Source organism: Coleofasciculus sp. D1-CHI-01 (assembly GCF_040218875.1).
In the GTDB taxonomy this organism is placed as follows: Bacteria; Cyanobacteriota; Cyanobacteriia; order Cyanobacteriales; family Coleofasciculaceae; genus Coleofasciculus.
Map to the genome: position 1 here is coordinate 1 of NZ_JAVJQP010000143.1, position 24,780 is coordinate 24,780.

Genomic DNA, 24,780 nt, shown 5'->3' on the forward strand with positions numbered 1-24,780 from the left:
CGTAAAAATAGGAAAAGTTCGCGAACATAATTAGCAGACAGTGGGCGCACAGCCATGCATCCTTACCCCAAAACCCTCTGCGCCCCTCTGCGCGAACCTCTGCGTCCCTCTGCGTTGAAAAATTCTGCCACCGCTTAAGGGACAAAAACAAATCTTTTGTTGATTAACAGGGAAACATGACAAAAATTGCAACCAAAAGAACACCCATCACCTTAATCGCCGACGAAACCCAAAAACTCCTAGATTGGGCAGATAGCGTTCAACAATCTGATGAAACAATATTCCACAAAGCCAAAACATTAGCCACCCGCATCGGTGCCCATTACCGTGCCGATGGACTCACAGAAATAGGCTTCTGGGCACCGGAATTAGGGGCAGATATGTTCCAACCCAAGAACATTTATCTGGAAATTCTCACCCCGCTTAACAAAATTGACCCCACCTTACCCAACCAAAAGGTAAAAGTTCATCGGGAACACCTGCAACTGGAAAAACAAGGCGAATATTTCTGGGGCGTCGTTTCCGGAATGCGTCCCGGAACCAAAGACCAGATAGGTTCCTTCTATTGGCTAAAATACTTAGATTTTCAGAATGAAATCCAAACCATTGGCGATGTTTTAGCCTATTCCTTACCTTACGGTGTCTACGCCCCCGCCGAACTCTATGACCTGAATCAGTTACAAGAAAAACGCAGCGACTTGGAGTATTTCGGTCAAGGGGACAAGGATGAATCCGGGATTATTCGCGTTCATCCACCCCGTAATATTTTGCAAATTCATATCACCACCGCCGCTAAAGAAGGGACACTGGCAGGATTAACCCGCATCTATCAACGGATTGCGGAAAAAATCAACGCCAATGACGCTTTAACCCCAGCCGAACAATGCTACATCGGCTATGACGCGGTGCAACTTCTCCCCATTGAACTCACGGTAGAATATCGCATCGAACATGATTTGGGACAAGGGTTTTTTATCTTCAATGAAGATGACTTGGATGAAATTGACCCCGAAACCGAACAGGTAGATTACGAAACTGAGGACATTAAAATCACGCTGAAAAAACCGGATATCCAAAACTGGGGTTATGATATCGTTATTTTTGGGTCTTCAGCTACCAATCCTTCTGTTCTAGAAACCTTGCGCCCGGATGAATTAGTTGAGTTTATTAGTACCCTCCACACCTTCCCCAGCGGTCCGATTCAAGTCATCTTTGATATTGTTTATGGTCATGCCGATAACCAGGCATCAGATGTCCTGAATGGACGCTTCCTCAAGGGACCAAATATGTACGGTCAAGATGTAAACCATCAAAACCCCGTTGTGCGGGCTATTTTGTTGGAAATGCAGCGGCGGAAAAATAATTTTGGCGTGGATGGGATTCGCGTAGATGGTGCCCAGGATTTCAAGTTTTTTAACCCCCTATCCGGGCGGGTGGAATATGACGATGCCTACCTAAAAGATATGGGCGAAGTGGTGCAAGACATTGGGTCAAATAAGCGGCAACTCTTTGCTATTTTTGAGGATGGACGCCCGTGGCCCGCTGAAGGGTGGGAAGAGATTTCTACTTATCGGGATATTGTTGAATTTATGCCCGATGCGTTTCAGTGGAGTCCATTAATTTTTGCCCACAATACCCCTGGTTTGCAGAAGTTTTGGGATAAGAAATGGCGTCGCGTCTGTGATGTGATGCAGGTGGGCGAAAACTGGATTACTGGGTGTGGAAACCATGATACGTTACGCCGAGGTACGCAAGTCGAACCCGGATTACCCATTAATTGGAATTTGGGTAAAACCTTACCGGAAGTTTTGAATACGGCGTATAATAATCCTGCCGTGACGTTATGGGTGTATGGATTTAGTCCGGGTTTACCGATGGACTTTATTAACTGCACCATGGAAGCCGCCTGGGGCTTTTTCCGCAATACTGATGATCGCTATGGAGTAAAAGTAGCATCGGAAGAAGCGGGATTTTTGGATTGGCAGGTGGAAAAGTATGTTTATAATGACCAAGAGACGATTTTTCCCCGGCTAAAGCAAATGGGGTTCCGCAAAATTGATGAATTACGTCAGTTTATGCGCGGACTTTATGACGCTATTGAAGAAACGAATTACGATTTAGAAGAAGTGGCAAGTTTATGTCAGCGTTATCTGGGGGCGGAGTCAGAAAAAGAGGAAGTTAAACAGGAAGCAACGCAGCGGAAATCAGCGGCGCAATTACAGAAGCTGAATGTACCGGAAAAATCCCAGGTGTTGACGGAGTTGGATGTCGGAAAGCTGAAGGTATTTGCTAGGGCGTTTATGGAAGATATGCACCAAGCTTGTAATGTGTGGAATTATGAGGACTATTTGGTGCCAGAATTAGCGGCGTTTAATTTAACCTTGCGGCGTTTCCGTCATGATCATCCTTGGTTGCGTCATAATTTATCGGGGTTGGATCGGTTTAATCGAATTAGTGAGGATAACTACACCCTTTTCTATGGCTTGCGGAGTCAACCTACAGAGGAGGGGGCGAATGAAACGCCGTATCAGATGGCGATGGTGTCTCACATGGGTGGTGATCCGATTACGGTGACGCTGGGAGACTGGCTGCAACTGGATTTGGAGGAATGGCAGATTGCGATCGCGTCTCCAGGATTGGAGGTGAGTGATCTGCGATCGTTTGAGTTGCGAGATACCCAGGCGTTACTGTTAGAACGAGTGGGTTAAGGGAAATGTTCGTAGTAGCCACTTTAGTGGATCAAGCGCTAAAGCGCTGACTACAAACTGGTGCGATCGCGTGCTAAATCGGAAACAATTAACCAATCACGACTCTATGAATTCAGTGTGGCAACAGGTTACTCTATCCAATTTACGTTTCTATCAGTGGCGCGGCGCTAGCTATTTATATCGCGTCGTGGGATTGCTGCAAGCTTGGCGGCGGGGGAGTTGGCTGCTTCAGTGGGCGGAACCCTTGGGCGCGTTGCTTGTGGCGATTGTGTTTGCGGTTGCGCCCTTTGTCTCTACTGCCCTCATCGGCGTGTTGTTAATTGCTTGTGCGGGGTTTTGGCTACTGCTGACTGTATCGGATGAGAGAGAACGCCCCCAGGTGACACCGATTCATCTGTTGGTGTTACTGTATTGGTCAATTGCCACCGTTGCCACAGCCATGTCCCCGGTGAAAGTGGCAGCCCGTCAGGGATTGGTGAAACTGACGCTATACTTATTACTCTTTGCGTTAATGGCACGGGTACTCCGATCAACCCGTCTGCGTTCTTGGGTAATCGGCGTTTTCCTGCATATTTCGTTAATTGTTAGCGTTTACGGGATACGACAGTGGTTTTTTGGCGCAGAAGCGTTGGCAACCTGGACTGATACTAATTCGGCGTCTGCGGATTTGACGCGGGTTTATAGCTATTTGGGGAATCCAAATCTATTAGCGGGTTATTTGATTCCGGCTGTGGCGTTGAGTTTAGCAGCGGTGTTTGCTTGGACGAGATGGCTTCCCAAAGCGTTAGCTTTAACCATGTTTGTGGTGAATTCCGCTTGTCTGGTTCTTACGTTTAGTCGCGGCGGCTGGATTGGTTTTGTCGCCTGTCTGTTTGTCTTCTCCGTTCTTGTCGTGTATTGGTATAGTATCCAATTACCAGAAAAATGGCGTCCTTGGGCAATGCCTGCGATGCTGGGGAGTTGTGCGGCGGTGATTATTCTGGCGGTGCTATTTGTTGAACCGGTACGAGTGCGAGTGGCGAGTATTTTTGTAGGGCGGGAAGATAGTAGTAATAATTTCCGAATGAATGTATGGGCGGCGGTGATTGATATGATTCGCGATCGCCCGATTATTGGTATTGGTCCGGGAAACAATGCGTTTAATCAGATTTATCCCTTGTACCAACGTCCTAAATATACCGCATTGAGTGCCTATTCTATCTTTTTGGAAGTGGCGGTTGAAACGGGTTTTATTGGCTTGTTTTGCTTTCTCTGGCTACTCGTAGTTACGGTGAATCGTGGTGTACAACAAATTAACCGACTCCGCGCCCGGTGGAATGTTCAAGGCTTCTGGTTAATTGGTGCGATCGCAACCATGGCGGGAATGTTGTCTCATGGGTTAGTGGACACGGTTTGGTATCGTCCTCAGGTGAGTACAGTATGGTGGTTGATGGTGGCGATTATTGCCAGTTATTATCTGCCGCCTCAAGCGGATACCTCAACGGCTGTGGAGAATAGCTAGTACCCACATTCCGCACTTCACAATGTAATACGTGATCAAGTTATCGGTTTTCCCCGATCATGATGTAGAGACGTTGCATGCAACGTCTCTACATCTTCTTCATCCTGGATAAAGAACGTGCAACCATGTTTTATAATGAGAGAATCAAAGTTGCTGAAAAATAGGGATGGAAAAACTTAAATTTATTGATTTATTTGCTGGAATTGGTGGGTTTAGAATTGCCTTTGAAAGAACGGACTATAAATGTGTATATTCTTGTGAAATTGATCCCAAATGTCAGGAAGTATATTTTAATAATTTTTCAGATAAACCCGCAGGTGATATTAGGGAAATAGACATTAATAGTATTCCTGATTTTGATGTTTTAACGGCGGGGTTTCCTTGCCAGCCTTTTAGTATATGTGGCAAAAGAAAAGGTTTTCAGGATACACGAGGTACTTTATTTTTTCGCATTTGTGAAATAATCGCAGCCAAAAAACCTCCAGTTATTCTCCTGGAAAATGTAAAACATTTAATGCATCAAGATAAAGGTAGAACGCTCAATGTAATTTTGTATTCTTTAGAAGATTTGGGATATAAAGTCAATTATAGTCTGCTGAATTCTAAAGATTTTGGAGTCCCCCAAAACCGGGAAAGGATCATTATTGTTGCTGCCAAAAACAAACAATTTAATTTCAATAAATTGAAAAAAATAAATTCTAGAGCAAAATTAAAAATTTTTCTATCCGATTCTGAAAAGTTTGAATATTTAGATCCGGACAGCTATACCTTAATAGATAAACCCAAACAACAGCAATCGGGATTAATTTTTGTAGGATATCGGAATAATAAGAGTATTTGGAAAAAAGGAGTTAGACCCAACACTCATCATTTATCTAGGGTTCACCATCAACCCAATAGAATTTATTCAGTAGAAGGCATACATCCTACAATACCTTCTCAAGAAACCTCGGGGCGATTCTTTATTTATCTTCCTAAAGAAAATGCTGTTCGCAAATTGACGATTAAAGAATGTTATAGAATTATGGGCTTTCCTGAAAACTTTAAACTCCACAACAATTTGGGAGAATGTTACAAGCAAGTGGGAAATTCGGTTTGCATTCCCATGGTTGCTGAAATTGCTCATCAATTAAAAGAACAAATATTTCTTGGGAGTCAGGAAGAAGAAAATGGAAATGATTTTATAGCTAAAAAGGAAGAAAAGTTTGTTCAATTGCAAATACCGGGATTACGGTTATGAATCACAAAGAAAAGTTATTACAGGTTTATAAACAAGCCACCAATGCTGAAGATATTCAAAGTGAAATACCAGAGACTTACAAAGACTTTATTTCCAAGATTGCCAACAACTGTACTCGATTAAAAGGAGTTTATACAGTTTTAATAACTTTATTAGTACATAAAACTCTTAACCCAAACCAAGATATTAGATTTCATCAAGCTCAAATAGGAGGTTTTTCAGGTAGAAATATAGATACACAGTATATTACTCCTACTTTACAAGAGTTAGGGCTTCCTGCAATGGCTGAAAGTGGCTGGTTAACCCGCTCCCTTGAACAACCTAAACCTTACACTCTTGATTACCCTGGGAAAATCGGTAATAAATCAGTTAAAGAAGCATTTCTGAATCTTATAGATTTGGTTCAAAAAAATCCTGAAAAAGCAGAGTTAGTATTGAGAATACTTTTAGGGCAAGTTATCCAAAATACAAATTTCAATAAAATTGAGATTACTAAAATAGAAAATAATACAAGGCTTAATATTAGAGTTATAGTGGATTGTTTAGAAGAGCATTTTAATTTTAATTATAAAACTCATGGAGCATCTAAACTTCCAGTTCTTGCGTTCTATGCAATTTATCAAATTTTGATTGAAGAGGTTGAACGCTATAAATTATGTACCTTAAAAAATTTAGCTAGTCATACAGCTTCTGATCTAACGTCTAGAAGTGCAGGTGATATTGAAGTATTTGATGAAAACAATAAGTTATTTGAAGCTGTTGAAATTAAACAGGGCAAAAAAATTGATATTCAAATGATTCATATAGCTAAAGAAAAAATAGTGAAATACCACCCACAAAGATACTGTATTTTTTCATCATCTGATATTTCTAGCTTAGATACTGAATTAATTGATATTAAAATTAGTGAAATAGCAAAAAAATATGGATGTCAAGTAATTATTAACGGAACTATACCTACTTTAAGGTATTATTTAAGATTGATAACTTCCCTAGATAATTTTATTAATAAATATTCTAGATTGATAGAATCAGATTCTGAGCTTCAAGTTAATCATAAGATTAAGTGGAACGAAATATTATCTAAACATTTTGATATCTCTTACGAAGATCAGAAAATAGACGACTGATATCATGGACACACGAGAAAGGACGCAAGCCTTGCGCCCCTACCGTATTAATAATGATAGCGACAAGAAATAATCGTTAGATAATTATCATCGACCGCGTAGACAAGACGATTTGTATCATCAATACGACGTGACCAAAATCCAGACAAATTTTCTTTCAAAGGTTCAGGTTTGCCAATCCCCTCAAAGGGAAGCGTTTTAGTTGCCTTGATCAGTTTATTAATCCTCTTAAGAGTCTTCTTATCCTGACTTTGCCAATAAAGATAGTCCTCCCACGCTTCATCAGTCCAGGCTAACTTCCGATTACTCATCTAATAAGTCTTTATCTGTTACCTGTCCTCGTTTGTATTGGGCAATGGAGCGTTCTAAGTGGGCTGCATTGGCTGGAGATTTTAACAAATGAACAGTTTCGAGCAAACTATTGAAATACTCCAGGGACATAACGACTGCATCATCAGCATCCCGTCTAGTGATTATAGTATAGTCAGAATCATTAATCACTCGATCTAAAATAGCTTTCAGTTTATTTCTAGCTTCAGTAAACGTTACGACTTTCATTCCTAAAAGCTGTCTGCTTAACTGTACAAGTATAGCCTAGCTGCTCTGAGTCTAGCAAGAAATTGGCAAACCTAGCATACAGCTCAAAGGCATTGTGCGTCGCAACCGCCTGTTGATTGGTATTGTGCGATACGTTCCTTCTTCAGCAGGCTTCGCCAACGCGAGTTTTTCGTAGGATGAGTATTGCTGTTATTTTATAGTTGGTTAAATATAGGATGCACAACAATAATAAAGGGCGCACGTCGGTGCGCCCCTACCGTCGAACAGGGAAAGATCGCATCAACTGAAAGTAAGCGCGATCGCGTTACAATAGCAGCAGGTTAATCTGAGGCTGATTTTAGTATGCCAATTACATTGCCACCGGAACTGGAACAGTTTATCAAAAATCAGGTTGCTAGCGGCAAGTATGCCTCTAATGATGAAGTCTTCTTGGCTGGTATTAAGCTGCTACAGGAACGAGAAAATCTTTATCAAGGACGGTTTGAGGAATTACGCCGCGAGATTATGGTTGGAGTTGAAGAGGCTGAACGAGGCGAATTGTTAGATGCAGAAACCGTTATAATTGGGCTGCAAGAGAAATTGCAAAAGCGTCGCGCTTAGGCTAATGGATGAGCAATTTTTGCCGAATTACACCGACAGCAAGCCGAGATATAGAGAGTATTATGGACTATCTCGCCCAAAGAGGAAGTATTGAAACGGCAGAGCGTTTTCTTGAGAAGATCGACAGGAAGTTCAAGATGCTATCTCAGTTCCCCCAAATGGGACGTCAACGAGATGAACTCTATCCTGGCTTGCGGAGTGTACCGTTAGAGGATTATCTAATTTTTTATCGTTTGGTTCCAAATGGAATCGAGGTGATGCGGGTAGTGGGCGGCTATCGCGATCTAGAGGCGCTATTTGTGGAAGATGATCAAGACTGAGCGATCGCATACACCGACACAGAAACGCGATCGCACTTCAGTCTTTATCAATTAAGCGAACATCAAGCAACCTTTGGGTTCAGGAATCGGACGCCCTAACTCGTTGGCGGTTTCAATCCACTCGGAGCATAATAAATTCTACATTTTGCAGTGCTTCTTGGTAAGTTTCGCCATCAGCAGCACAACCAGATAATTCTGGCACTTCGGCAATATTTGCTATCCATTTGGCAACAAATTTAATACAAATTTTTCTCCATCATCATAGATTATTGTCCTAGTTTCACCAAGCTCCTTTAAATTATCTTGAAAATCAAAAGTGTGTTGAGCTTGGGTTCTCATCCAAATATTAATTTCTGGTTTAAGCCTATCTTTATATATTTGTTTTTGAAATCCAGCTTCGTTTGCATAAGAATATGCAACATATTTAATAGATTTTGATGTGAGATAATCAGCTAAGGCTTCACCTCCCTTAAAAAAGGGCATACCAGGCGGAAGGCTAGCTGCACCCGGATAATCGGCTATAAACACTTGATTTCGACTGAAATCAAGTACAAAAGGCTTCTCAAGTCTTGTTAAAACTGTTTCACCTTCCGGAATGGATTGTTGCATATTAAGGTATGAGTTAACTTCTTCTTTTGTCACTAAGGGTAAAGGATTTAATCCCGATTTAATTTTTCCGATATTTTCTAATTCAACATACATTGCTGGAGAACCAAACTTCGCAATTAGAAGCCCCATCAAGAAACTTATTATCATAGAGGTTTGAAATTTATAGTCTTTATATTCTGTTGCTTTTCTCTGACTATCTAAAGCTATTATCATTAATGCAATTATTGCTGAAACAACAAATGAAGCTGAAAAACGATGAGATCCAGTAGATAATGCTACTAAGATTGCTCCAATCCAAACGCTGATTAGAAGAGATAGTGGAGATTCGCGATTTATTAGATTGTAGCGGTATTGTCTCCAGATAATAAAACTCAGCAAATAACAGGCTAAGAAAGAAAAACTTATTGCAGCGCCTCTGATCAACTTAACAGATTTTAATAGTGTCAGGTCACTTGATCGGCTAATAAAATAACCATGATAACCTTTACCTAATATGGGATATAATAAAGTTCCTGATGATTGATACATCGATATCATCCATGGTAGCAAAAACAAGAAAGATAAACTCATAACCCATAAAATATCATATATAGCTATCTTTTTATTTTCAACTTTTATCAGATAAAAACAGTAACTTAGTGTTAATAGAATAACACACACAGGAATCATAGTTGATTTAGTTGCACAAATACCCGCTGCAAGTAAAGCGATAATTGTTCCTTTAGCAATAAAAGAGTTAGATTTTAATTTTGACCAATTAATAGTTCTGAATAAACATAGAAAAAGCGCTGATGCTATTAAAACACTCGTTATGTTGACATCAGGAATTGCAATAACAATACACAACAAAGTAATTAAAGATATTAAACTTGTTTTAATCGGTGTTTTTAATTCTATAAACCATCCTATAATTAACCATGATATTATTATAGTTCCGCATCCTTGATCAATAATATTTAAACTTCTTTCTGAAAGGAGACTAACTGTAAAAGTATCTAAAAAGCTTTGCCCTCCCAAAGACGACATTAATCGCCTTTCACTGAAAGGATCTGCTCCCATAGAACCCATTTGGAGCATTTTATTCGGAAATACAAAATAAGCATGATAGTCGTCATGATTATTGAAATCATCTGCATAAATAGATCCTGCATATTGAACTCCAATCATAAAAATAACAATAGTACTCAAGAGAAAGACTATTTTGTCTTTATCGCAAATTTGCCTATATTTCGATATGGAATCAATTATCGAATTTCTAGTTTGGTAAAAATCAAAAATCCAATAGATCAATCCCAATCCTAAATAGATCAAAATAACTGTCCTTGAAATAGTCCAAGTAACATTTAATACTCCGCCAACAACAATACTAAATGCGACACCCCATGCTGCTAGCTGTCCCCAATCAGCACGGTGTTTCGGGAACAGGATACGATTAACTACTGCTCCCCAACCAATGAGAGATAAAAGAATACAAATTCCCCAGAAAAATGCGAAGAAATATGAATCCATTTTTATAATTATTAAGTTTTTTTGACAAATAGTAGTCGATTAGACCAATAAAAAACTACACGACATAGGAATGCATCTTATGTCGTGTAGACTACAAGACACTAAATCTTCAGGAAAATTTAATCAATCCCTTCAATCCGATCCTCGACCTCCTGATACAACTCCCGCAACATCTGCAAATTACTCTCACTCGTCTCCCAATACCCGCGTCCATTCACTTCCAACAACGTGGACACCACCTTGCGGAAGGAATGAGGGTTCAAATTCATCAACCGCTGACGCATCGCTTCATCCTGGATAAACGTCTCATTGGCTTCCTCATATACCCAGTTATCCACCGCGCCAGCCGTTGCACTCCAACCCATGGTATTGACTAACCGCTTCGAGAGTTCTCGCACTCCCTCATAGCCGTGACTCAGCATTCCCTCATACCATTTCGGGTTGAGTAACTTCGTCCGCGCATCTAAACGCACCGTCTCCGATAACGTCCGCACCTGGGCGTTTGCTGTCGTCGTATCAGCAATATAGGATGCAGGCGTCTTACCATCTTGACGCAGGGTTGAGACTACCTTCGTCGGATCAGAATCAAAATAGTGAGACACATCCGTCAGACTAATCTCTGAGGAATCCAGATTCTGGAACGTCGCCTCCGCTGTTTTCAACGACGACTCGAAAATCTGGCGATTCTGTTCCATCGTTCCCGGATTATCTGCACTAAAGGCAAAGGATTTCCGGGTTAGGTACATATCCTGTAACTCGGATTCGCTTTCCCATGTGCTATTCTCCACCGCCAGATTCACATTCGAGGCATAGGAACCCGATGCATTAGAGAACACCCGCGTCGCCGCTTGACGCAGATTAATCCCCATATCTTCTGCTTGTTTTACCGCGTGTTTGCGGACAAAGTTCATCTCCTCAGGTTCATCCGCCTCAGCCGCCATTTTCACAGCTTGATCCAATAGATTCATCTGGTTGATAAACAAATCCCGGAATACCCCAGAACAGTTAATCACCACATCCACCCGGGGACGCCCTAATTCTTCTAGAGAAATCAGTTCTAACTTATTCACTCGCCCTAACGCATCGGGAACGGGTTTCACCCCAACCATCCACATGATTTGTGCCAGGGATTCCCCGTAGGTTTTGATATTATCGGTTCCCCAGAGAACACAGGCAATGGTTTCGGGCCAAATTCCGCCATTTTCCGCCCGATGTCGCGCCAATAAGCGATCTACGACGATTTTTGCCGATTTTACGGCGGCGGTGGTGGGGATGGATTGGGGGTCCAGGGCGTGGATATTTTTCCCGGTGGGTAATACATCTGGGTTGCGGATGGGATCACCACCGGGTCCAGGAAGCACATATTCCCCTTCCAACGCTTTCAGCATCGCCCCAAGTTCGTTATCGGCGACAATTTGCTGGAGACAGAATTCCAGATACTCAAATAGGGGTTTAATTGCATCCGAGTCAACTTGACAGTACCCCGCATCAATTAATGCTTCTATCCAAGGGGTGCGCTTCCGCATATTAAAGAAGTTCAGACTCGTCACCTTGGACACCCGCCCCTCGGCATCGGTTTGGGCTTGAACTAACGCCGCTACAGCCGCGCGAGTGGCTTGGGTGATGTCTTGCAGCAACTGTACATCTGCTAAGACACCTCGGTCATTATTTTGGTAAATCTCGTCGATATCCCGGTTGATGCTGTTGGCGATAATTCGCAGTAGACTCAGGATTTCTTCCTCTGGACGATCCAGACTGGCAATATTAACTAAAGTCGCGATCGCTTCCTCAGCGGTGGGCGGTTTACCAATGACGTGTAACCCACAGGGTAACAGCCGCGACTCAATCTCCATCAGCTTTTTGTACACCAACCCCACCAGGGTATCCCGTTCCTCTGGGGTCAGTTCACTGGCGTCTTTTTCCGGTAAGGCGATATCGTGATCCAGATTCACCAAGCGGCATTTATCCATAATTGTGTTCACAATTGGAACGCCGCGTCCGGTGTCTTTCAGGGTTTGATAGGACCCAATTAATTCATTCAGTTCCTTCAACCCTTTATATAAGCCCGCATTTTCTGCCGGAGGGGTGAGGTAGGAAATGGTTTCGGCGTAACTGCGCCGTTTCGCGATCGTGGCTTCACTGGGATTATTGGCGGCGTAATAGTAGAGATTGGGAATCGAACCAATTAAATTATCTGGGTAACAATCCCCCGACATCCCCATCTGCTTACCGGGCATAAATTCCAATGACCCGTGAGTGCCAAAGTGTAATACGGCATCCGCTTGCCAGAGATGTTCTAAATAGGTGTAGTAAGCGGCAAACCCGTGGTGAGGACTAGCGGAACGGGAGAACAGCAGCCGCATCGGATCACCTTCATAGCCGAAGGTGGGCTGGACACCAATAAACACATTGCCGAATTGCTTACCATAAATGAGGAGGTTTTGTCCATCACTATTTAAATGTCCTGGCGGTGAACCCCAGTTTTCTTCTAAACGGGTGGAGTAAGGGGTAAAACGTTCATACTCCATTACTGACATCCGGTAGGCAATATTCAGTTCGGGACTGGCATATTGTGCCTGGGCGTCATGGATCACGTCTTGCATCAGCGCTTCGGCGGATTCGGGTAAGTCTTCTACGTCGTAGCCGTTATGCTTCAGGGCTTCCATGACTTTATAAATCGACCCGAAGACATCTAGATAGGCAGCCGTTCCCACATTTCCTTTATCTGGCGGGAAACTAAACACGGTAATTGCCACCTTCTTCGCCAGTTTCGGCTTACGGCGCAGGCTTGCCCATTTCAGCGCCCGCTTTGCCACGGCTTCAATCCGATCCTGAAGTGCGATCGCTTTCCCGGTGGTGCCATCTCGTCCGGATAATATAATCGGTTCGATCGCGCCGTCTAATTCGGGGATGGCAATTTGCAGGGCTACCTGAATCGGGTGCAGTCCCAAGTCACTCCCTTCCCACTCTTCTGTGGTTTGGAAGACTAAGGGCAATGCCACCATATAGGGACGGTTGAGGCGTTTTAAGGATTCTATGGCTTTGGGATGATCTTGTCGCGCTGGACCGCCAACTAGGGCAAATCCGGTCAGAGACACCACCGCATCTACCAGAGTAACGTTTCCTTGTCCCTTACTCGTGGGCATATCATAGAAAAAGGCATCCACAGGTTTGGAGAAATCCAATCCCCCAGCAAACACGGGCAGAACTCGTGCGCCCATGGCTTCCAGTTCCTGTACCATTGCCACATAATGGGCATCATCCCCGGTTACCAGGTGGGTACGTTGCAGAACTAAGCCCACACAGGGGGCGAAGGGATCTTTTAAATCCTCGGAGATATCGTCGCGATTGTTATACCAGGTGAGATACTCTTTGACATCCTCAAACATCTTGGTAGAGAGGGGATGCCAGAGACCCATATCTGGGTAAACCACCGGATCTTTAAATTCTAGGGTTTTTCCCATAAGCACATATTTATCTGCCAGCATTAACAGGAAGTTTTCCAGGTTTTGGGAGGAACCTCCTAGCCAATACTGGAACGAAAGCATAAAGTTCCGGGCGTCCTGTGCCTTATCGATGGGCATATATTTCAGGACTTTCGGCAGCGTCTGCAATAGCTTCAGCATCCCATCTTGGAAGGATGAGCCTGACTTTTCTTTACGCTTCTTCATGAACTGGGCGATCGCACTCTTGGATTGACCCAGTTGTGCCATGGAGAAGCTGCCTAATTTATTCAGGCGCATCACCTGGGGCATCGAGGGGAATACCACCGCTGCATCTAGGCGATCGCGATGGGGTTGAACGGCGGCGACTACCTTATCCGCTAAGTCTTCAATAAAGATCAGCGAGGCGATAAAGATATTGGCTTGGGCAATATCCTGCTCAAATGCCTGATAGTTTTGTTCGTCGCGGAGTTCTTCGATTAAGTAGCCACTGATTTCAATGGCGATATCCGGCTGATTTTGATTAATTGAACGGACAGCTGCAGATAAAGCGCTTTGGTACTGTGGCTCTAGCACGACATAGACCACCTTCAGTACATGACGATTCTGGGGGTCATCGGGGGTGATGTGACGAATGGTGGACTTGACGTGAGTGAACATGCTGTTCTTGCTCCTTTTGATCCGTGTTCTCTTCTCATTGATAGGGTTCCAGGGAAGGTTGGCTTGGCTTCCCTTGGAATCGGCTTGGCGTTACAGTTAGGGCAACTTTAGTGGTTTTACCAGAAAATGCTGACCGATGCAGCGTTTTCGCCCTTGTTTGACACAATTCGATAGGAAGTTGCTCACTTTACTTTACATTTATTTACATTTACTGAAGTATTCGCTCTAAATATTATTCACAAATTTTTACACTTAAATCAAGCTGGGCAAAATTAGGGTCATAGACTTAGACAGAATAGGGTTTATGTAGATACATAACATTATAATTTCTGTTATACAGTGACAAAAATGCACAGATTCTCCAGCAAGGTTCGTAGGTGTGTAGTCTTGGCTAGATGCGATCGCATTTCCACCTAAACGGGGGTACTTGTGCATACAACCCCGACTCCCAGAGGTTTCACTGGAGGAGTAAATCCCTTTTTGCCATGGCGAGGAGAAAGTCGCAGCTACACAAACAAAGGTCAGCCGGGAAATAAATTTCCGGCTAATAGCTAAAGTCAGCTAAAGCTGACTAGACGTTTTAACCCGTTTTAACGGGTTTTAGCTTTAAGCCGGAACTTGAGTTCACGGCTCTTAAACCAATAAGTGCGATCGCAAAGGCAGAGAGCCATAGATAGGGTATAACTGATGAAGAATGCCGATATTAAGTTTGGACAAGTTAACAAGTGAGTTGTTGAGTGATCTGGGTTATATCTGCCCAGATAAGGAGATAATGCGATGACAACGGCACTGAATTTAGAGCCAATTACCACTCTGACATCAGAACAGTTTGTTCAATTGTGTCAGGCGAATCCCGATTTACAGCTTGAACGTTCAGCGAATGGAGAATTGATTATTGTGACACCTATCGGTGGTGAAAGTGGCAGCCAAGAAGCGAGTTTGATTGCAAAAGTTGTAATCTGGAATGAAGAAACTCAGTTAGGAGTGGTGTTTAGCTCTCAGACTGTATTTAGTTTACCCGGAGGTGGCGATCGAGCTCCCGATGTCGCTTGGGTTGAGTTGCAAAGGTGGAAGGAGTTAACTCAGGAGGAACGAGAGGGGTTTCCACCGATTTGCCCGGATTTTTTGATTGAACTACGTTCTCGCACGGATAGATTAAAGCCGCTACAGAATAAGATGCAGGAGTATTTGGCGAGTGGGTTGCAGTTGGGTTGGTTGATTAATGCCAAAGAGAAACAGGTGGAAATTTATCGCCAGGGGCAAAAAGTGGAGGTGCTGGGGATGCCTGTGGTGTTGTCAGGGGAGGATGTTTTGCCAGGGTTTCGTTTAGAGTTGAGTTAAGTTATCGCTCTTACAACCCAGGTCAATGCCACTCAAAACATTGATGGCTAAGGGTTTTGGAGTTGTGCAGCAAACCCTAATTCTGTAAGGCTTGTCGATAGGCTCTGACGGCTTGGGTTTGGTTAGAATAATTGACGTAACTCACTAATAACATGGGATCTAAATCGGGGAGGAGAACAGAGCGATCGCGTTGTAGATACGTTGCTGTCTCTGGCTGCAAAATCTGAAACGATAACTGATTATTTTGCCAAAACCAAACTTCTCTTACACCCAACCCTCGGTATAGTTCAAGTTTGTCAATTCCACCACTGGTGAGAGCAATTTCTATGGCGATATCAGGAACTTCTCCCAGTTCACCCAAGCAATAACATTCATCGGGTTCTGCACCTCTGGCGGCGGCTTCTCTACGGAAGGTAGTATTACCATAACCGTTGAGTTCAATGTCTCTTGTTTCGGTGTATGTTTCAATTAATCGAGCCATAATTTTCTTGAGACGTTCGTGTTCGGGGGAGGTGGTCATAATAATTTCTAGTTTGCCTTCCAGGTAAGTCAAGCGAGGGAAGGTATCAACAAACATATCGGCAAGATTGATATAGTGTTGCCAGGTTATGCCATCAAGAATTATACGTTGTTCTGCGGTCGGTTTCAGGGTTGTCGTGTCTAGGAGTAGCATGGTTAAATTTTCTTCTTGGTATAACTACAAGATTGATCCAAAATAGTCCAAGCGACCCACTACGCCGTAAGATCGAAAGCATGATCTATCAACCACCGCGCCCAATTATCCCCGATTGTACCTGGCAACGTCCGATTGGACAGGGCTGGGAGAATCCCTATACTGTACGCTATGCCAGTAATCTGGATGATGGACCCTGGCATGGTATGCCCTTGGGTGGGTTTGGCGCAGGTTGTCTGGGTCGGTCTTCACGGGGTGATTTTAATCTATGGCATCTGGATGGGGGAGAACATACGTTTCAATCTCTGCCTGCTTGTCAGTTTAGCGTCTTTGAACAGCCAGAAAACCAAGATGCCCAAGCTTATGCCCTTTGCACCGAACCCCCAGCAGATGGCAGTCTGGGCAAATGGCAATGGTATCCCACTGGGGAAACGTCAAACGTCACGACAGGAACCTATCACGCCCTTTATCCTCGGAGTTGGTTTGTCTACGAAAATGTATTTCAAACGGAATTAACTTGCCAACAGTTTTCTCCGATTTGGGCGGATTGTTATCAGGAAAGCAGTTATCCGGTGGCGGTGTTTGAATGGACTGCCCATAATCCCACCGATCAGCCGATTATTTTAAGTATTATGCTCACCTGGCAGAATATGGTGGGCTGGTTTACTAACGCGATTAGGCATCCCCAAGTTCAGGTACGGGATGATGGGAGTCCAGTTTACGAGTATCAACCCCGTTGGGGCAATAGCACCGGGAATTATAATCAGTGGATTGTGGATAATTTTCGGGTGGGTTGTCTGTTAGATCGGGTGAGGTTGCGGGATGAGATTGAAGAAGGCGAAGGACAACTCTGTTTCGCCACGGTGACGAATCCCAGTCAGGAGGTATTCTATCACTGTCGCTGGAATCCCTCAGGCGATGGATCACAGGTGTGGAATACGTTTGCCAGTGACGGAAGTCTCAGTGATGTGCAAGACGAAACGCCTGCTGAACCCGGAGAACAAATTGCAGGCGCGATCGCGGTACGGGTAAGACTGCGCCCTGGAAGAACCCGGAAAATCCCGTTTATCCTGGCGTGGGATTTTCCCATCACTGAGTTTGCGGCTGGGGTTAAATATTACCGCCGTTATACCGATTTCTTTGGGCGCACCGGGAATAATGCTTGGTCAATGGTTCGCACCGCCCTGAAACATTCTGACCTTTGGCAAGAGCGAATTTTATCCTGGCAAAACCCAATTTTACAGCGTCAGGATTTACCCAATTGGTTCAAAATGGCGCTGTTTAATGAACTGTATTTGTTATCGGCTGGGGGAACAATCTGGAGTGCGGCAAATGAACGGAATCCCGTGGGTCAGTTCGGGGTTTTGGAATCCTTTGATTATCGTTGGTACGAAAGTTTAGATGTGCGCCTGTATGGATCATTTGCCCTAGCGATGTTGTGGTCGCGATTGGATAAAGCGGTACTGGAAGCCTTTGCCTGGGCAATTCCCACCAGTGATGATACGCCTCGAATTATTGGATACAACCAAGCCACAGCGATTCGCAAAGCTGCTGATGCCACACCTCACGATTTAGGTGCAGCAAATGAACATCCTTGGGAAAAGACAAACTATACCAGTTATCAAGATTGTAATCAGTGGAAAGATTTACCCTGTGATTTTGTCTTGCAGGTATATCGAACCTTTGTGTTTACGGGGTCAAAGGATATTGAATTTTTAGCCGAATGTTGGTCAGCGATTGTCAAGGCGTTGGCGTATCTGAAAACCTTTGATCACGATGGGGATGGGATTCCAGAAAACTCCGGCGCACCGGATCAGACGTTTGATGATTGGCAGTTGCAGGGTGTTAGCGCATATTGTGGTGGGTTATGGTTAGCCGCCTTAGAAGCCGCAAGCGCGATCGCCCAAATTCTCCTAGACAATTCCACCCTAGTTTTTTCCATTGATCTACCTGATCCGGAGGTGATTCAACAAACCCTGAACGATTATCAACAATGGCTGCAACAAGCGAAACCCATTTATCAAGAAAAACTCTGGAATGGTCAATATTATCGCCTGGATAGCGACAGTGATTCTGATGTGGTGATGGCAGATCAACTCTGTGGTCAATTCTATGCCCAATTATTAGGATTACCGGATATTGTTCCCGCTGAATGCACCCAATCGGTATTAAAAACGGTTTACGAATCTTGTTTTTTAAAGTTCCATAATGCCCAATTCGGTGCCGCGAATGGGGTAAAACCCGATGGTTCTCCCGAATATCCCGATGCGACGCATCCTTTGGAGGTGTGGACAGGGATTAATTTTGGACTAGCGGCATTTTTAATTCAATTGGGGATGAAGGATGAATCCTTAAAACTCACTGAATCAGTAGTGCGACAAGTCTATGAAAATGGGTTACAATTCCGCACGCCGGAAGCGATTACACCGGTTGGCACATTTCGGGCAGGTCATTATCTGCGGGCGATGGCAATTTGGGCAGTTTATTGGGCGTTGAGTCAATAGTTTCCACGCGATCGCCTCGTGCGGGATCTCGTTCGCGCGATCGGGAAAATTATCCTACCAATAGGGGTAAATTGGCGGGAATTGTCCAATCATAGAAAATTCAGCTTGCTGTATGAAGATTCGGTAAAGATTTCCTGTTGGCTAATTTTTCGTTGCCGACTACTCCTAATATAAATAACGGACAACGTTTGTGGCTTTCATCGAGAGTACAAGGTTCATGGTGCATCAATCGCCAATCTCCTCGACAAATTCCCCGTCATTAGAAATAACGGGTTCCCGGCAATTCACGGCTTGGTTAGCAGAGCAACATCTCAGTCTGGCGTTTACCACCTATCAAGCTGGGAAGGTGTTTTTTATTGGAGTACAGCCAACGGGACAGTTATCAATCTTTGAGCGCACCTTTGAGCGATGTATGGGGTTGTGTGTTCATGGCTCCACCCTTTATTTGAGTTCACTCTATCAGTTGTGGCGATTTGAAAATGTCCTGGAAGCAGGACAAATTCACAACGGGTATGATTGCCTTTATGTGCCGCAAGTGGGTTATGTTACGGGGGATTTAGATGTCCATGATGTGGCGGTGGTTGATCCCCCCCAGCCCCCCTTAAAAAGCTATGCATTACTCACATCTTTCTTAACATGAATGCCCTTGACAAAAGCAGTAGTTTTGGGGGAAAGTAAAAGCCAAGTCTGGGCAATGTCATGGAGTCGTCGCAGACCTTGCCAAATAGTTTTAACCCCCGGTTCGCCATCATGAGAACGGGCTAAGAACCCGCCGAGTTGGGCGATCCAACGCACGGCATCTCTTAAATTGGGAGGAGAGTCAGGGGGGTTAGAGTGGTGATGAATCGTGCAATAAAGAGCCTGCCACTGATATGCTTCTAAAACAGTGTCGGCAGGCAGCTCGGGATGGTAACGGGCAAGATAGGTGATCCATAATAAGCGCCAAGCAACAATGGTGTAGGTAGCCAAAGCACGGTGGATGCGATCGGCACTTTCCAATTGCAGTTGTTCAAGGCGACAACCGCTCTTGAGAACATAATGATAACGTTCAATCAACCAACGATAAGAATACCAACGTAAACATTGCACCAAATCTTCAAAACAAGTGATGACTAAGGTGGTTAGGAGTAACCAATTAACGGGTTCCACACCCGGAGGTGGGTCAACTTCAAGTGCTTGAATCACCTGTATATAGACAGGTTGAAGGTGTTGAGCTTGTGGATGAGTATGGGGGGGTTGTAATTCTACGGTGGTAGTCCGCAGTGTGAGAGTGGCGATTCGAGGTTGACGCTCTGGATGTCGTCTCAATTCCAAGGTAAGTTGACCCGTTGGTGGAACTTGCTCAATGGTTTGCTGCAAGCGCTGTACTTGTGGTTCGGGCTGTGTAGACTTGACACAACGATTGTGGTTAGCCCGAATGATCAACTCACTGTTTGGGCGACGGGGCAATGCCAACAACTCATAGATATCAGCTTCTCGGTCAGCAACTGTTACCACGGTTGTTTCCGGTGGGATTAGGGTTTGAGTCGCCTGCAGTGCCGTTAACCAGCGATAAGATTCTTTATCTTGGATGTCTTTTTTGTGTCGTTGATGTTTCTTGCCCAAAAAGGCTGGGTCTCTTGTCCAGACTTGTTGATGTAAGACTCCTAAAGGTATTCCGGAAGCGCTACTACAAAAGACCGAATGCACTTTTAAACCCGATGATTTACTATTGTCTAGATAACCCATACCTTTCTTGCTGGGATGATGGGTGAAATTGAGTTCTGTCGTATCTTGAATCGCAATAACGACCGCTTCGGCTTGAATTCTATTGAGAGTACTGGTTTGGTGAGCTTGAACAATCGAGGAGGCTTTGACATGAGGAGAACTCCAAAAATCATACGCCCCTTGGGTCGCTGCCCAGTTTCCCGATGCTTGGGGTATGCTGGCGCAGGGTTGGGCTGCCAAGTCACTCACGCTTACGTATGAGCCTTTTTTTGCGGCGCACATCCCCCAAGTCGGCATATTGCAATTCTGCGGCTGCCCAATCGCTCATTTGAATTACCTCTGCAAATTCACATTTTCAACATTTTGTGCGATCGCACGGAACGCAGTGCCGGAGACAATCGCTCGCTTTTTTACCAACTACCCACAACTTGCCGGGTTGAGGGGGCTTAGGTTTGCGGCTGTGATTGAGGAGTGCGATCGCCTTGCCTTTAACCCACCGCTCAAAACATGGGAAGGGGACAAGTTACATCGTCTCAGCCAAGTTGCTGAAGTCCCATGAGTCCCATGGATGCAAGGGAAAGCTGTTACTTTACCACACCCTGTTATCAGTGTGCCGTATTCTGACGTTGACGATGGATCAGGGACTACCGAGGGAGCCTATTAATAAATGTAACGTCATTAGGTTGAAACCTAGATATGTCCAGCCTTCTGAATTGTTAAGAAAGATGTGAGTAATGCATAGCTTTTGAAGGGGGATTTAGGGGGATCTAAACTTTGAGCGCTAGTTATACAACTTGGGGTTGCAATGTCTCAGGTATCAAATAAGGAATCCAAACGCTGGTGTCGATACACTTAGTCACGCCGTTGCTCACCCGATCGCAGCTGACGAATCAAGTCCACAGAACTGGATTGAATTCCTGTTTTGGCTTCTACTTCAGCACTACGAGTCACAATGCGTTGATGGGCTGCCAGTGATCGCCGCCGTCGCACCTCGCGGTTGATGGCTTCAACAACCATCTCGTTAAAAGACTCACTGCCTTCTCGAAATTGCCTTGCTTGCTCAAGCAAATCTGCGGGAATACGGATAGTTACAGCTTCTCGCTCCATAGTTGCAGCCTGTGCAATCATAAAATGATATCAACTACTGTAACTATTTTCTGAATCAGTCTGCAACAGTCATAGACCCACAACGAACGCCTACCACGAATCAGTTATCAGTTGGCACTAATTTAGTGGAGGCTTCATAGGATAGCGACCAATTACGCTGGGAACAGGAAGCATGTTACCTTTGTCGGCTGGGTTGAGGAAAGAAACGAAATTTCCTTGTGTATTCTGTAATCCGCTAAAATAGGCGTCATGCCATCAACAAAAACACCTGCCAACGCCTCCAGCCAATTCCTCAAACGCCAAGCCGCGTCACTGCTGCTGTATCAATCCGTTCTCCGTAACGATGTGGGACGAGCTTTTATCCATATTTTGCAAACCTTAAGCAAGGGTGAAGCCGAACAAACCGCTTGCTTGGTGGCGTATGGTAACTGGTTCAAAACGTTAGCCGCCCACGGAGAAAATTGGCAAGATTATTTGATTCGGCAAATTCTCCAAGACGATAATCCCTTTTCTGTGCAAGCACAACGGGTAGCCCTGGACGATTTACCAGAAGCCCTAATCACGGCGGCTCAACAGGATTTACACGCCTTACAACATCTTTCTGAATGTAGCGCCGAACAGCTAAGTCGGTGGGTGCAAAAAGCTTCTCAGTTAGAAGCACAGCCTGTTTCCTGGAATCTGGACACAGTGCAGCCCACATTTCTACACCAAAAGAGTGATTGGACAGAATCTCTAGAGGAATTAGCCGCCCACTATCGGCACCATGGTACAGGGTTATTTGCCCAATATCATGCCCTGCGTTGGCAGTCGGGTCAATTGGTTGGTATCGCCCACCCTGATCCGATTCAGTTAACTCAATTGGTGGGTTATGAGTCTCAACAAGCCGCGTTAGTTAAAAATACAGAATTCTTACTCGCGGATTATCCGGCGTTACATGTTTTACTGTATGGTAGTCGTGGTTCAGGCAAGTCGTCATTAGTCAAGGGGTTATTACAAAAGTATAAAAATCAAGGACTGCGGCTGATTGAAGTTGCCAAGTCTGACTTAAACGACTTACCGATAATTGTGGAGCAATTGCGAGACATACCGCAGAAGTTTATCATCTTTGTAGATGACCTCTCCTTTGAGGAAGACGACAATGCATTTAAGGCATTAAAAGTCGTCTTAGAAGGGAGTGTCACCGCCCGTTCCCAAAATGTAGTTGTTTATGCCACCTCCAATCGACGCCACTTAGTACGGGAATTTTTTGGCGATCGCCCTCATCCCAGCGATAATAATGAAATCCATGCCTGGGATACCTTACAAGAAAAATTATCCTTTAGCGATCGCTTCGGCTTAACCCTGACCTTTGAACCGACAAACCAAGACGCTTATCTCAAAATTGTCTATCATTTAGCCCAGCAAGCCAACATCAACTTACCCCAAAACGACTTAAAATCCCGTGCCATTCAATGGGCAACCCGCCACAATGGGCGTTCTGGGCGCAGCGCCCGCCAATTTGTTGATTTTCTCAGCGCTGATTTAGGGATTCGTCCTTTGGATAGGGTAGAAGGGTAGCAAGAGGCAAAAGTTATATCCTATTGTAGGGGCGGGTTTAGCCATTTAATTGATGGGTATACCGATAACTTATCAACAAAACCCGCCCTCTTTTCGTTTAAATTTGAGACAAATGACCAATGACAAATAACGAATGACCAATAACGAATGACAAATGACCAATGACCAATGACCAATGACAAATGACCAATGACCAATGACCAATGACCAATAACGAATGACCAATGACAAATGACCAATGACCAATGACCAATGACCAATAACGAATGACCAATGAACCAACTCGTTAATCAAATGCTTCTGGGTACAGTTGCTTTTACAGTCAGCGTGGGTGTGGGATTATTCGTGAACCCCAACAAAGCCTTGGTTAATGGAGTCGTTACCGTTGTAGCAAGTTATGCTGGCGTTACTGTAGCGGATAGGCGACGCCTCCAAGCAGAAAAACAGCGCAAAAACGCTTTACTCAATCAAATCCAAGAATTTGAGGAAGAAGAACGGCTGCTGTATGAATCACTCATCCAGGGAAGGGAAACCCAACATCAACTCGAAGCCAGTAGTCATGCATTACAAACTGAACGGAGTCAGCTTCTGAGTCGGGTGTCTGAACTGCATAACCAACGAAATAGCCTGTATCAAGAAATCAGTGAAATTCAACAGCATAAGCAGGAACACCTAGAGGAAGTGAGTACCCTGCGATCGCAAATTCAGCAGATAGAGAAACACCAAAGCGAACTGAATCAATCCCTTTGGGCAAAAACTGCCCAACTCCAGCCAGCGGAAACTCGCTTAAATCACTTACATACTGAACTTGAACAACTTCAAACTGAAATAGCCGATAAACTGCATCACCACGAACATCTTAGTCAAGACTTAGCCGAACTGGAACACCGTAAGCAAGACTTAGGCGGCGAAGCTTACGACTTACATACCCAAATTCAAGCCTTAAAGCAACGTTTAGAGCAACTGAATCAAGCTTTTTTGTCTTTACGGATACAGCAACAGCGAGTGCAGGAAAATCTCACTCCGCTCAAATCCGAATTGGAACAAATGCAGCAACAAGTTACTGAAAAACAGCAACAACAAAAGCAACTCAATCAAGATTTGACGCGATTAGATCAGCTTAAACAGCAGTTAGAATCCGATTATGCCGCTCTGCAACAGCAAATGCAAACCCTAGGAGTACAGAAGTTAACCGCAACTGAAACAGTCTTCCCCATAATTGAACCTAATTTATCCGTATTTTTACCACGAGAATGGCAGAAGTTGCTGGCATTTACTCAACAGCTTAGTCAGGATGAGCGAATGGCATTTAAAGCAATTGTGTCAGAAGATAATGCCGCTTTAAATAAAATTTATGATCAAAAAGGGATAACGTCACAGGATTTAATTCACTCCCTTAATCAAAAGTCTCTTTCCGTCCTCGGAGATTCTTTATTTTTCAGCGATAGTACCTCAGTTACGCCTCAACTCCATAAAGACTATAGTTCAGCATTAAAAGAACCAACATCTATTTATTTTAAAGACTTGATTGGACTTAATGATCGTCAAGTTAAATCTGACATCGTATCCACGAGTTTTATTCACCTTACATCTTGAACCAGTAATAATACCAA

At 44.1% G+C, this 24,780-nt stretch carries 17 protein-coding genes and 3 pseudogenes; 11 read left to right on the forward strand and 9 right to left on the reverse strand.

The window, feature by feature from the left end; translation table 11 throughout:
• Positions 1-176 precede the first annotated feature (176 nt).
• The 4 genes from gghA (at position 177) to RIB93_RS25305 (ending at position 6,579) form a co-directional block, all read left to right on the forward strand.
• Entirely contained in the window at positions 177-2,708 is a 2,532-nt protein-coding gene (gene gghA, locus RIB93_RS25290; protein ID WP_446376845.1) for a glucosylglycerol hydrolase, read from the forward strand.
• A 106-nt stretch (positions 2,709-2,814) separates the two neighbouring features.
• Positions 2,815-4,209, forward strand: a complete 1,395-nt coding sequence (locus RIB93_RS25295) for an IctB family putative bicarbonate transporter (RefSeq protein ID WP_446376847.1) — start codon at positions 2,815-2,817, stop codon at positions 4,207-4,209.
• Between the two features lie 166 nt (positions 4,210-4,375).
• The gene (locus tag RIB93_RS25300) at positions 4,376-5,449 is read left to right on the forward strand and encodes a DNA cytosine methyltransferase (RefSeq protein WP_446376849.1); all 1,074 of its coding nucleotides are present in this window, start codon (positions 4,376-4,378) and stop codon (positions 5,447-5,449) included.
• A complete protein-coding gene (locus RIB93_RS25305; protein WP_446376851.1) occupies positions 5,446-6,579 on the forward strand; it encodes a hypothetical protein in 1,134 nt (377 codons plus the stop codon). Before RIB93_RS25300 ends, RIB93_RS25305 begins: the two co-directional genes overlap by 4 nt.
• Before the next feature lie 47 nt (positions 6,580-6,626).
• On the opposite strand, the gene RIB93_RS25310 is transcribed toward RIB93_RS25305, so the two are convergent.
• Both RIB93_RS25310 and RIB93_RS25315 read right to left on the reverse strand, forming a co-directional pair.
• On the reverse strand, positions 6,627-6,890 hold the full coding sequence (locus RIB93_RS25310) for a Txe/YoeB family addiction module toxin (protein WP_446376853.1): 264 nt from the start codon (positions 6,888-6,890) through the stop codon (positions 6,627-6,629).
• Entirely contained in the window at positions 6,883-7,137 is a 255-nt protein-coding gene (locus RIB93_RS25315) for a type II toxin-antitoxin system Phd/YefM family antitoxin (protein WP_446376855.1), read from the reverse strand. Before RIB93_RS25315 ends, RIB93_RS25310 begins: the two co-directional genes overlap by 8 nt.
• 342 nt (positions 7,138-7,479) lie before the next feature.
• Here RIB93_RS25315 and RIB93_RS25320 point away from each other — a divergent pair, with 342 nt between their 5' ends.
• Entirely contained in the window at positions 7,480-7,737 is a 258-nt protein-coding gene (locus tag RIB93_RS25320) for a type II toxin-antitoxin system ParD family antitoxin (RefSeq protein ID WP_446376857.1), read from the forward strand.
• Between the two features lie 8 nt (positions 7,738-7,745).
• Positions 7,746-8,057, forward strand: coding sequence for a type II toxin-antitoxin system RelE/ParE family toxin (locus tag RIB93_RS25325; protein WP_446376859.1), 312 nt, complete (start codon positions 7,746-7,748; stop codon positions 8,055-8,057).
• A gap of 51 nt (positions 8,058-8,108) precedes the next feature.
• Here RIB93_RS25325 and RIB93_RS25330 read toward each other — a convergent pair.
• The 3 genes and pseudogenes from RIB93_RS25330 to RIB93_RS25340 form a co-directional block, all read right to left on the reverse strand.
• Positions 8,109-8,304: pseudogene (locus tag RIB93_RS25330) on the reverse strand (type II toxin-antitoxin system HicB family antitoxin).
• Positions 8,274-10,175, reverse strand: coding sequence for a hypothetical protein (locus RIB93_RS25335; protein ID WP_446376861.1), 1,902 nt, complete (start codon positions 10,173-10,175; stop codon positions 8,274-8,276). Before RIB93_RS25335 ends, RIB93_RS25330 begins: the two are co-directional and overlap by 31 nt.
• Before the next feature lie 119 nt (positions 10,176-10,294).
• The gene (locus tag RIB93_RS25340; protein WP_446376863.1) at positions 10,295-14,278 is read right to left on the reverse strand and encodes a magnesium chelatase subunit H; all 3,984 of its coding nucleotides are present in this window, start codon (positions 14,276-14,278) and stop codon (positions 10,295-10,297) included.
• Between the two features lie 777 nt (positions 14,279-15,055).
• Between RIB93_RS25340 and RIB93_RS25345 the strand changes: the two genes are divergently transcribed.
• Positions 15,056-15,619, forward strand: a complete 564-nt coding sequence (locus RIB93_RS25345; protein WP_446376865.1) for a Uma2 family endonuclease — start codon at positions 15,056-15,058, stop codon at positions 15,617-15,619.
• A gap of 76 nt (positions 15,620-15,695) precedes the next feature.
• Here the strand turns inward: RIB93_RS25345 and RIB93_RS25350 are convergent, their stop codons facing one another.
• The gene (locus RIB93_RS25350; protein WP_446376868.1) at positions 15,696-16,292 is read right to left on the reverse strand and encodes a Uma2 family endonuclease; all 597 of its coding nucleotides are present in this window, start codon (positions 16,290-16,292) and stop codon (positions 15,696-15,698) included.
• A gap of 80 nt (positions 16,293-16,372) precedes the next feature.
• On the opposite strand from RIB93_RS25350, the gene RIB93_RS25355 reads away from it, so the two are divergent.
• Positions 16,373-18,796: a GH116 family glycosyl hydrolase gene (locus RIB93_RS25355; RefSeq protein WP_446376870.1), complete on the forward strand. Its 2,424-nt coding sequence runs from the start codon at positions 16,373-16,375 to the stop codon at positions 18,794-18,796.
• A 217-nt stretch (positions 18,797-19,013) separates the two neighbouring features.
• A pseudogene (locus RIB93_RS25360) lies at positions 19,014-19,376 on the forward strand (DUF4915 domain-containing protein); the annotation flags it as partial.
• A 29-nt stretch (positions 19,377-19,405) separates the two neighbouring features.
• On the opposite strand, the pseudogene RIB93_RS25365 reads toward RIB93_RS25360, so the two are convergent.
• Positions 19,406-20,831 (reverse strand): annotated as a pseudogene (locus RIB93_RS25365) (IS4 family transposase).
• A gap of 524 nt (positions 20,832-21,355) precedes the next feature.
• Entirely contained in the window at positions 21,356-21,610 is a 255-nt protein-coding gene (locus RIB93_RS25370) for a YlcI/YnfO family protein (protein WP_446376896.1), read from the reverse strand.
• Positions 21,611-21,859: 249 nt separating this feature from the next.
• Between RIB93_RS25370 and RIB93_RS25375 the strand changes: the two genes are divergently transcribed.
• Positions 21,860-23,167, forward strand: a complete 1,308-nt coding sequence (locus RIB93_RS25375; protein ID WP_446376872.1) for an ATP-binding protein — start codon at positions 21,860-21,862, stop codon at positions 23,165-23,167.
• A 97-nt stretch (positions 23,168-23,264) separates the two neighbouring features.
• Here RIB93_RS25375 and RIB93_RS25380 read toward each other — a convergent pair whose 3' ends face one another.
• Positions 23,265-23,441 (reverse strand): hypothetical protein, encoded by a 177-nt coding sequence (locus tag RIB93_RS25380; protein WP_446376874.1) that lies wholly within the window; start codon positions 23,439-23,441, stop codon positions 23,265-23,267.
• Between RIB93_RS25380 and RIB93_RS25385 the strand changes: the two genes are divergently transcribed.
• Positions 23,441-24,763: a hypothetical protein gene (locus RIB93_RS25385; RefSeq protein WP_446376876.1), complete on the forward strand. Its 1,323-nt coding sequence runs from the start codon at positions 23,441-23,443 to the stop codon at positions 24,761-24,763. The two genes, RIB93_RS25380 and RIB93_RS25385, sit on opposite strands and share 1 nt — an antisense overlap.
• Positions 24,764-24,780 lie beyond the last annotated feature (17 nt).

Bases quoted from the DNA above. Each gene is read 5' to 3' on its own strand.
- gghA (WP_446376845.1), top strand. From the start codon at position 177: ATGACAAAAATTGCAACCAAAAGAACACCCATCACCTTAATCGCCGAC.
- RIB93_RS25295 (WP_446376847.1), top strand. From the start codon at position 2,815: ATGAATTCAGTGTGGCAACAGGTTACTCTATCCAATTTACGTTTCTAT.
- RIB93_RS25300 (WP_446376849.1), top strand. From the start codon at position 4,376: ATGGAAAAACTTAAATTTATTGATTTATTTGCTGGAATTGGTGGGTTT.
- RIB93_RS25305 (WP_446376851.1), top strand. From the start codon at position 5,446: ATGAATCACAAAGAAAAGTTATTACAGGTTTATAAACAAGCCACCAAT.
- RIB93_RS25310 (WP_446376853.1), bottom strand. From the start codon at position 6,890: ATGAGTAATCGGAAGTTAGCCTGGACTGATGAAGCGTGGGAGGACTAT.
- RIB93_RS25315 (WP_446376855.1), bottom strand. From the start codon at position 7,137: ATGAAAGTCGTAACGTTTACTGAAGCTAGAAATAAACTGAAAGCTATT.
- RIB93_RS25320 (WP_446376857.1), top strand. From the start codon at position 7,480: ATGCCAATTACATTGCCACCGGAACTGGAACAGTTTATCAAAAATCAG.
- RIB93_RS25325 (WP_446376859.1), top strand. From the start codon at position 7,746: ATGAGCAATTTTTGCCGAATTACACCGACAGCAAGCCGAGATATAGAG.
- RIB93_RS25335 (WP_446376861.1), bottom strand. From the start codon at position 10,175: ATGGATTCATATTTCTTCGCATTTTTCTGGGGAATTTGTATTCTTTTA.
- RIB93_RS25340 (WP_446376863.1), bottom strand. From the start codon at position 14,278: ATGTTCACTCACGTCAAGTCCACCATTCGTCACATCACCCCCGATGAC.
- RIB93_RS25345 (WP_446376865.1), top strand. From the start codon at position 15,056: ATGACAACGGCACTGAATTTAGAGCCAATTACCACTCTGACATCAGAA.
- RIB93_RS25350 (WP_446376868.1), bottom strand. From the start codon at position 16,292: ATGCTACTCCTAGACACGACAACCCTGAAACCGACCGCAGAACAACGT.
- RIB93_RS25355 (WP_446376870.1), top strand. From the start codon at position 16,373: ATGATCTATCAACCACCGCGCCCAATTATCCCCGATTGTACCTGGCAA.
- RIB93_RS25370 (WP_446376896.1), bottom strand. From the start codon at position 21,610: ATGGAGCGAGAAGCTGTAACTATCCGTATTCCCGCAGATTTGCTTGAG.
- RIB93_RS25375 (WP_446376872.1), top strand. From the start codon at position 21,860: ATGCCATCAACAAAAACACCTGCCAACGCCTCCAGCCAATTCCTCAAA.
- RIB93_RS25385 (WP_446376876.1), top strand. From the start codon at position 23,441: ATGAACCAACTCGTTAATCAAATGCTTCTGGGTACAGTTGCTTTTACA.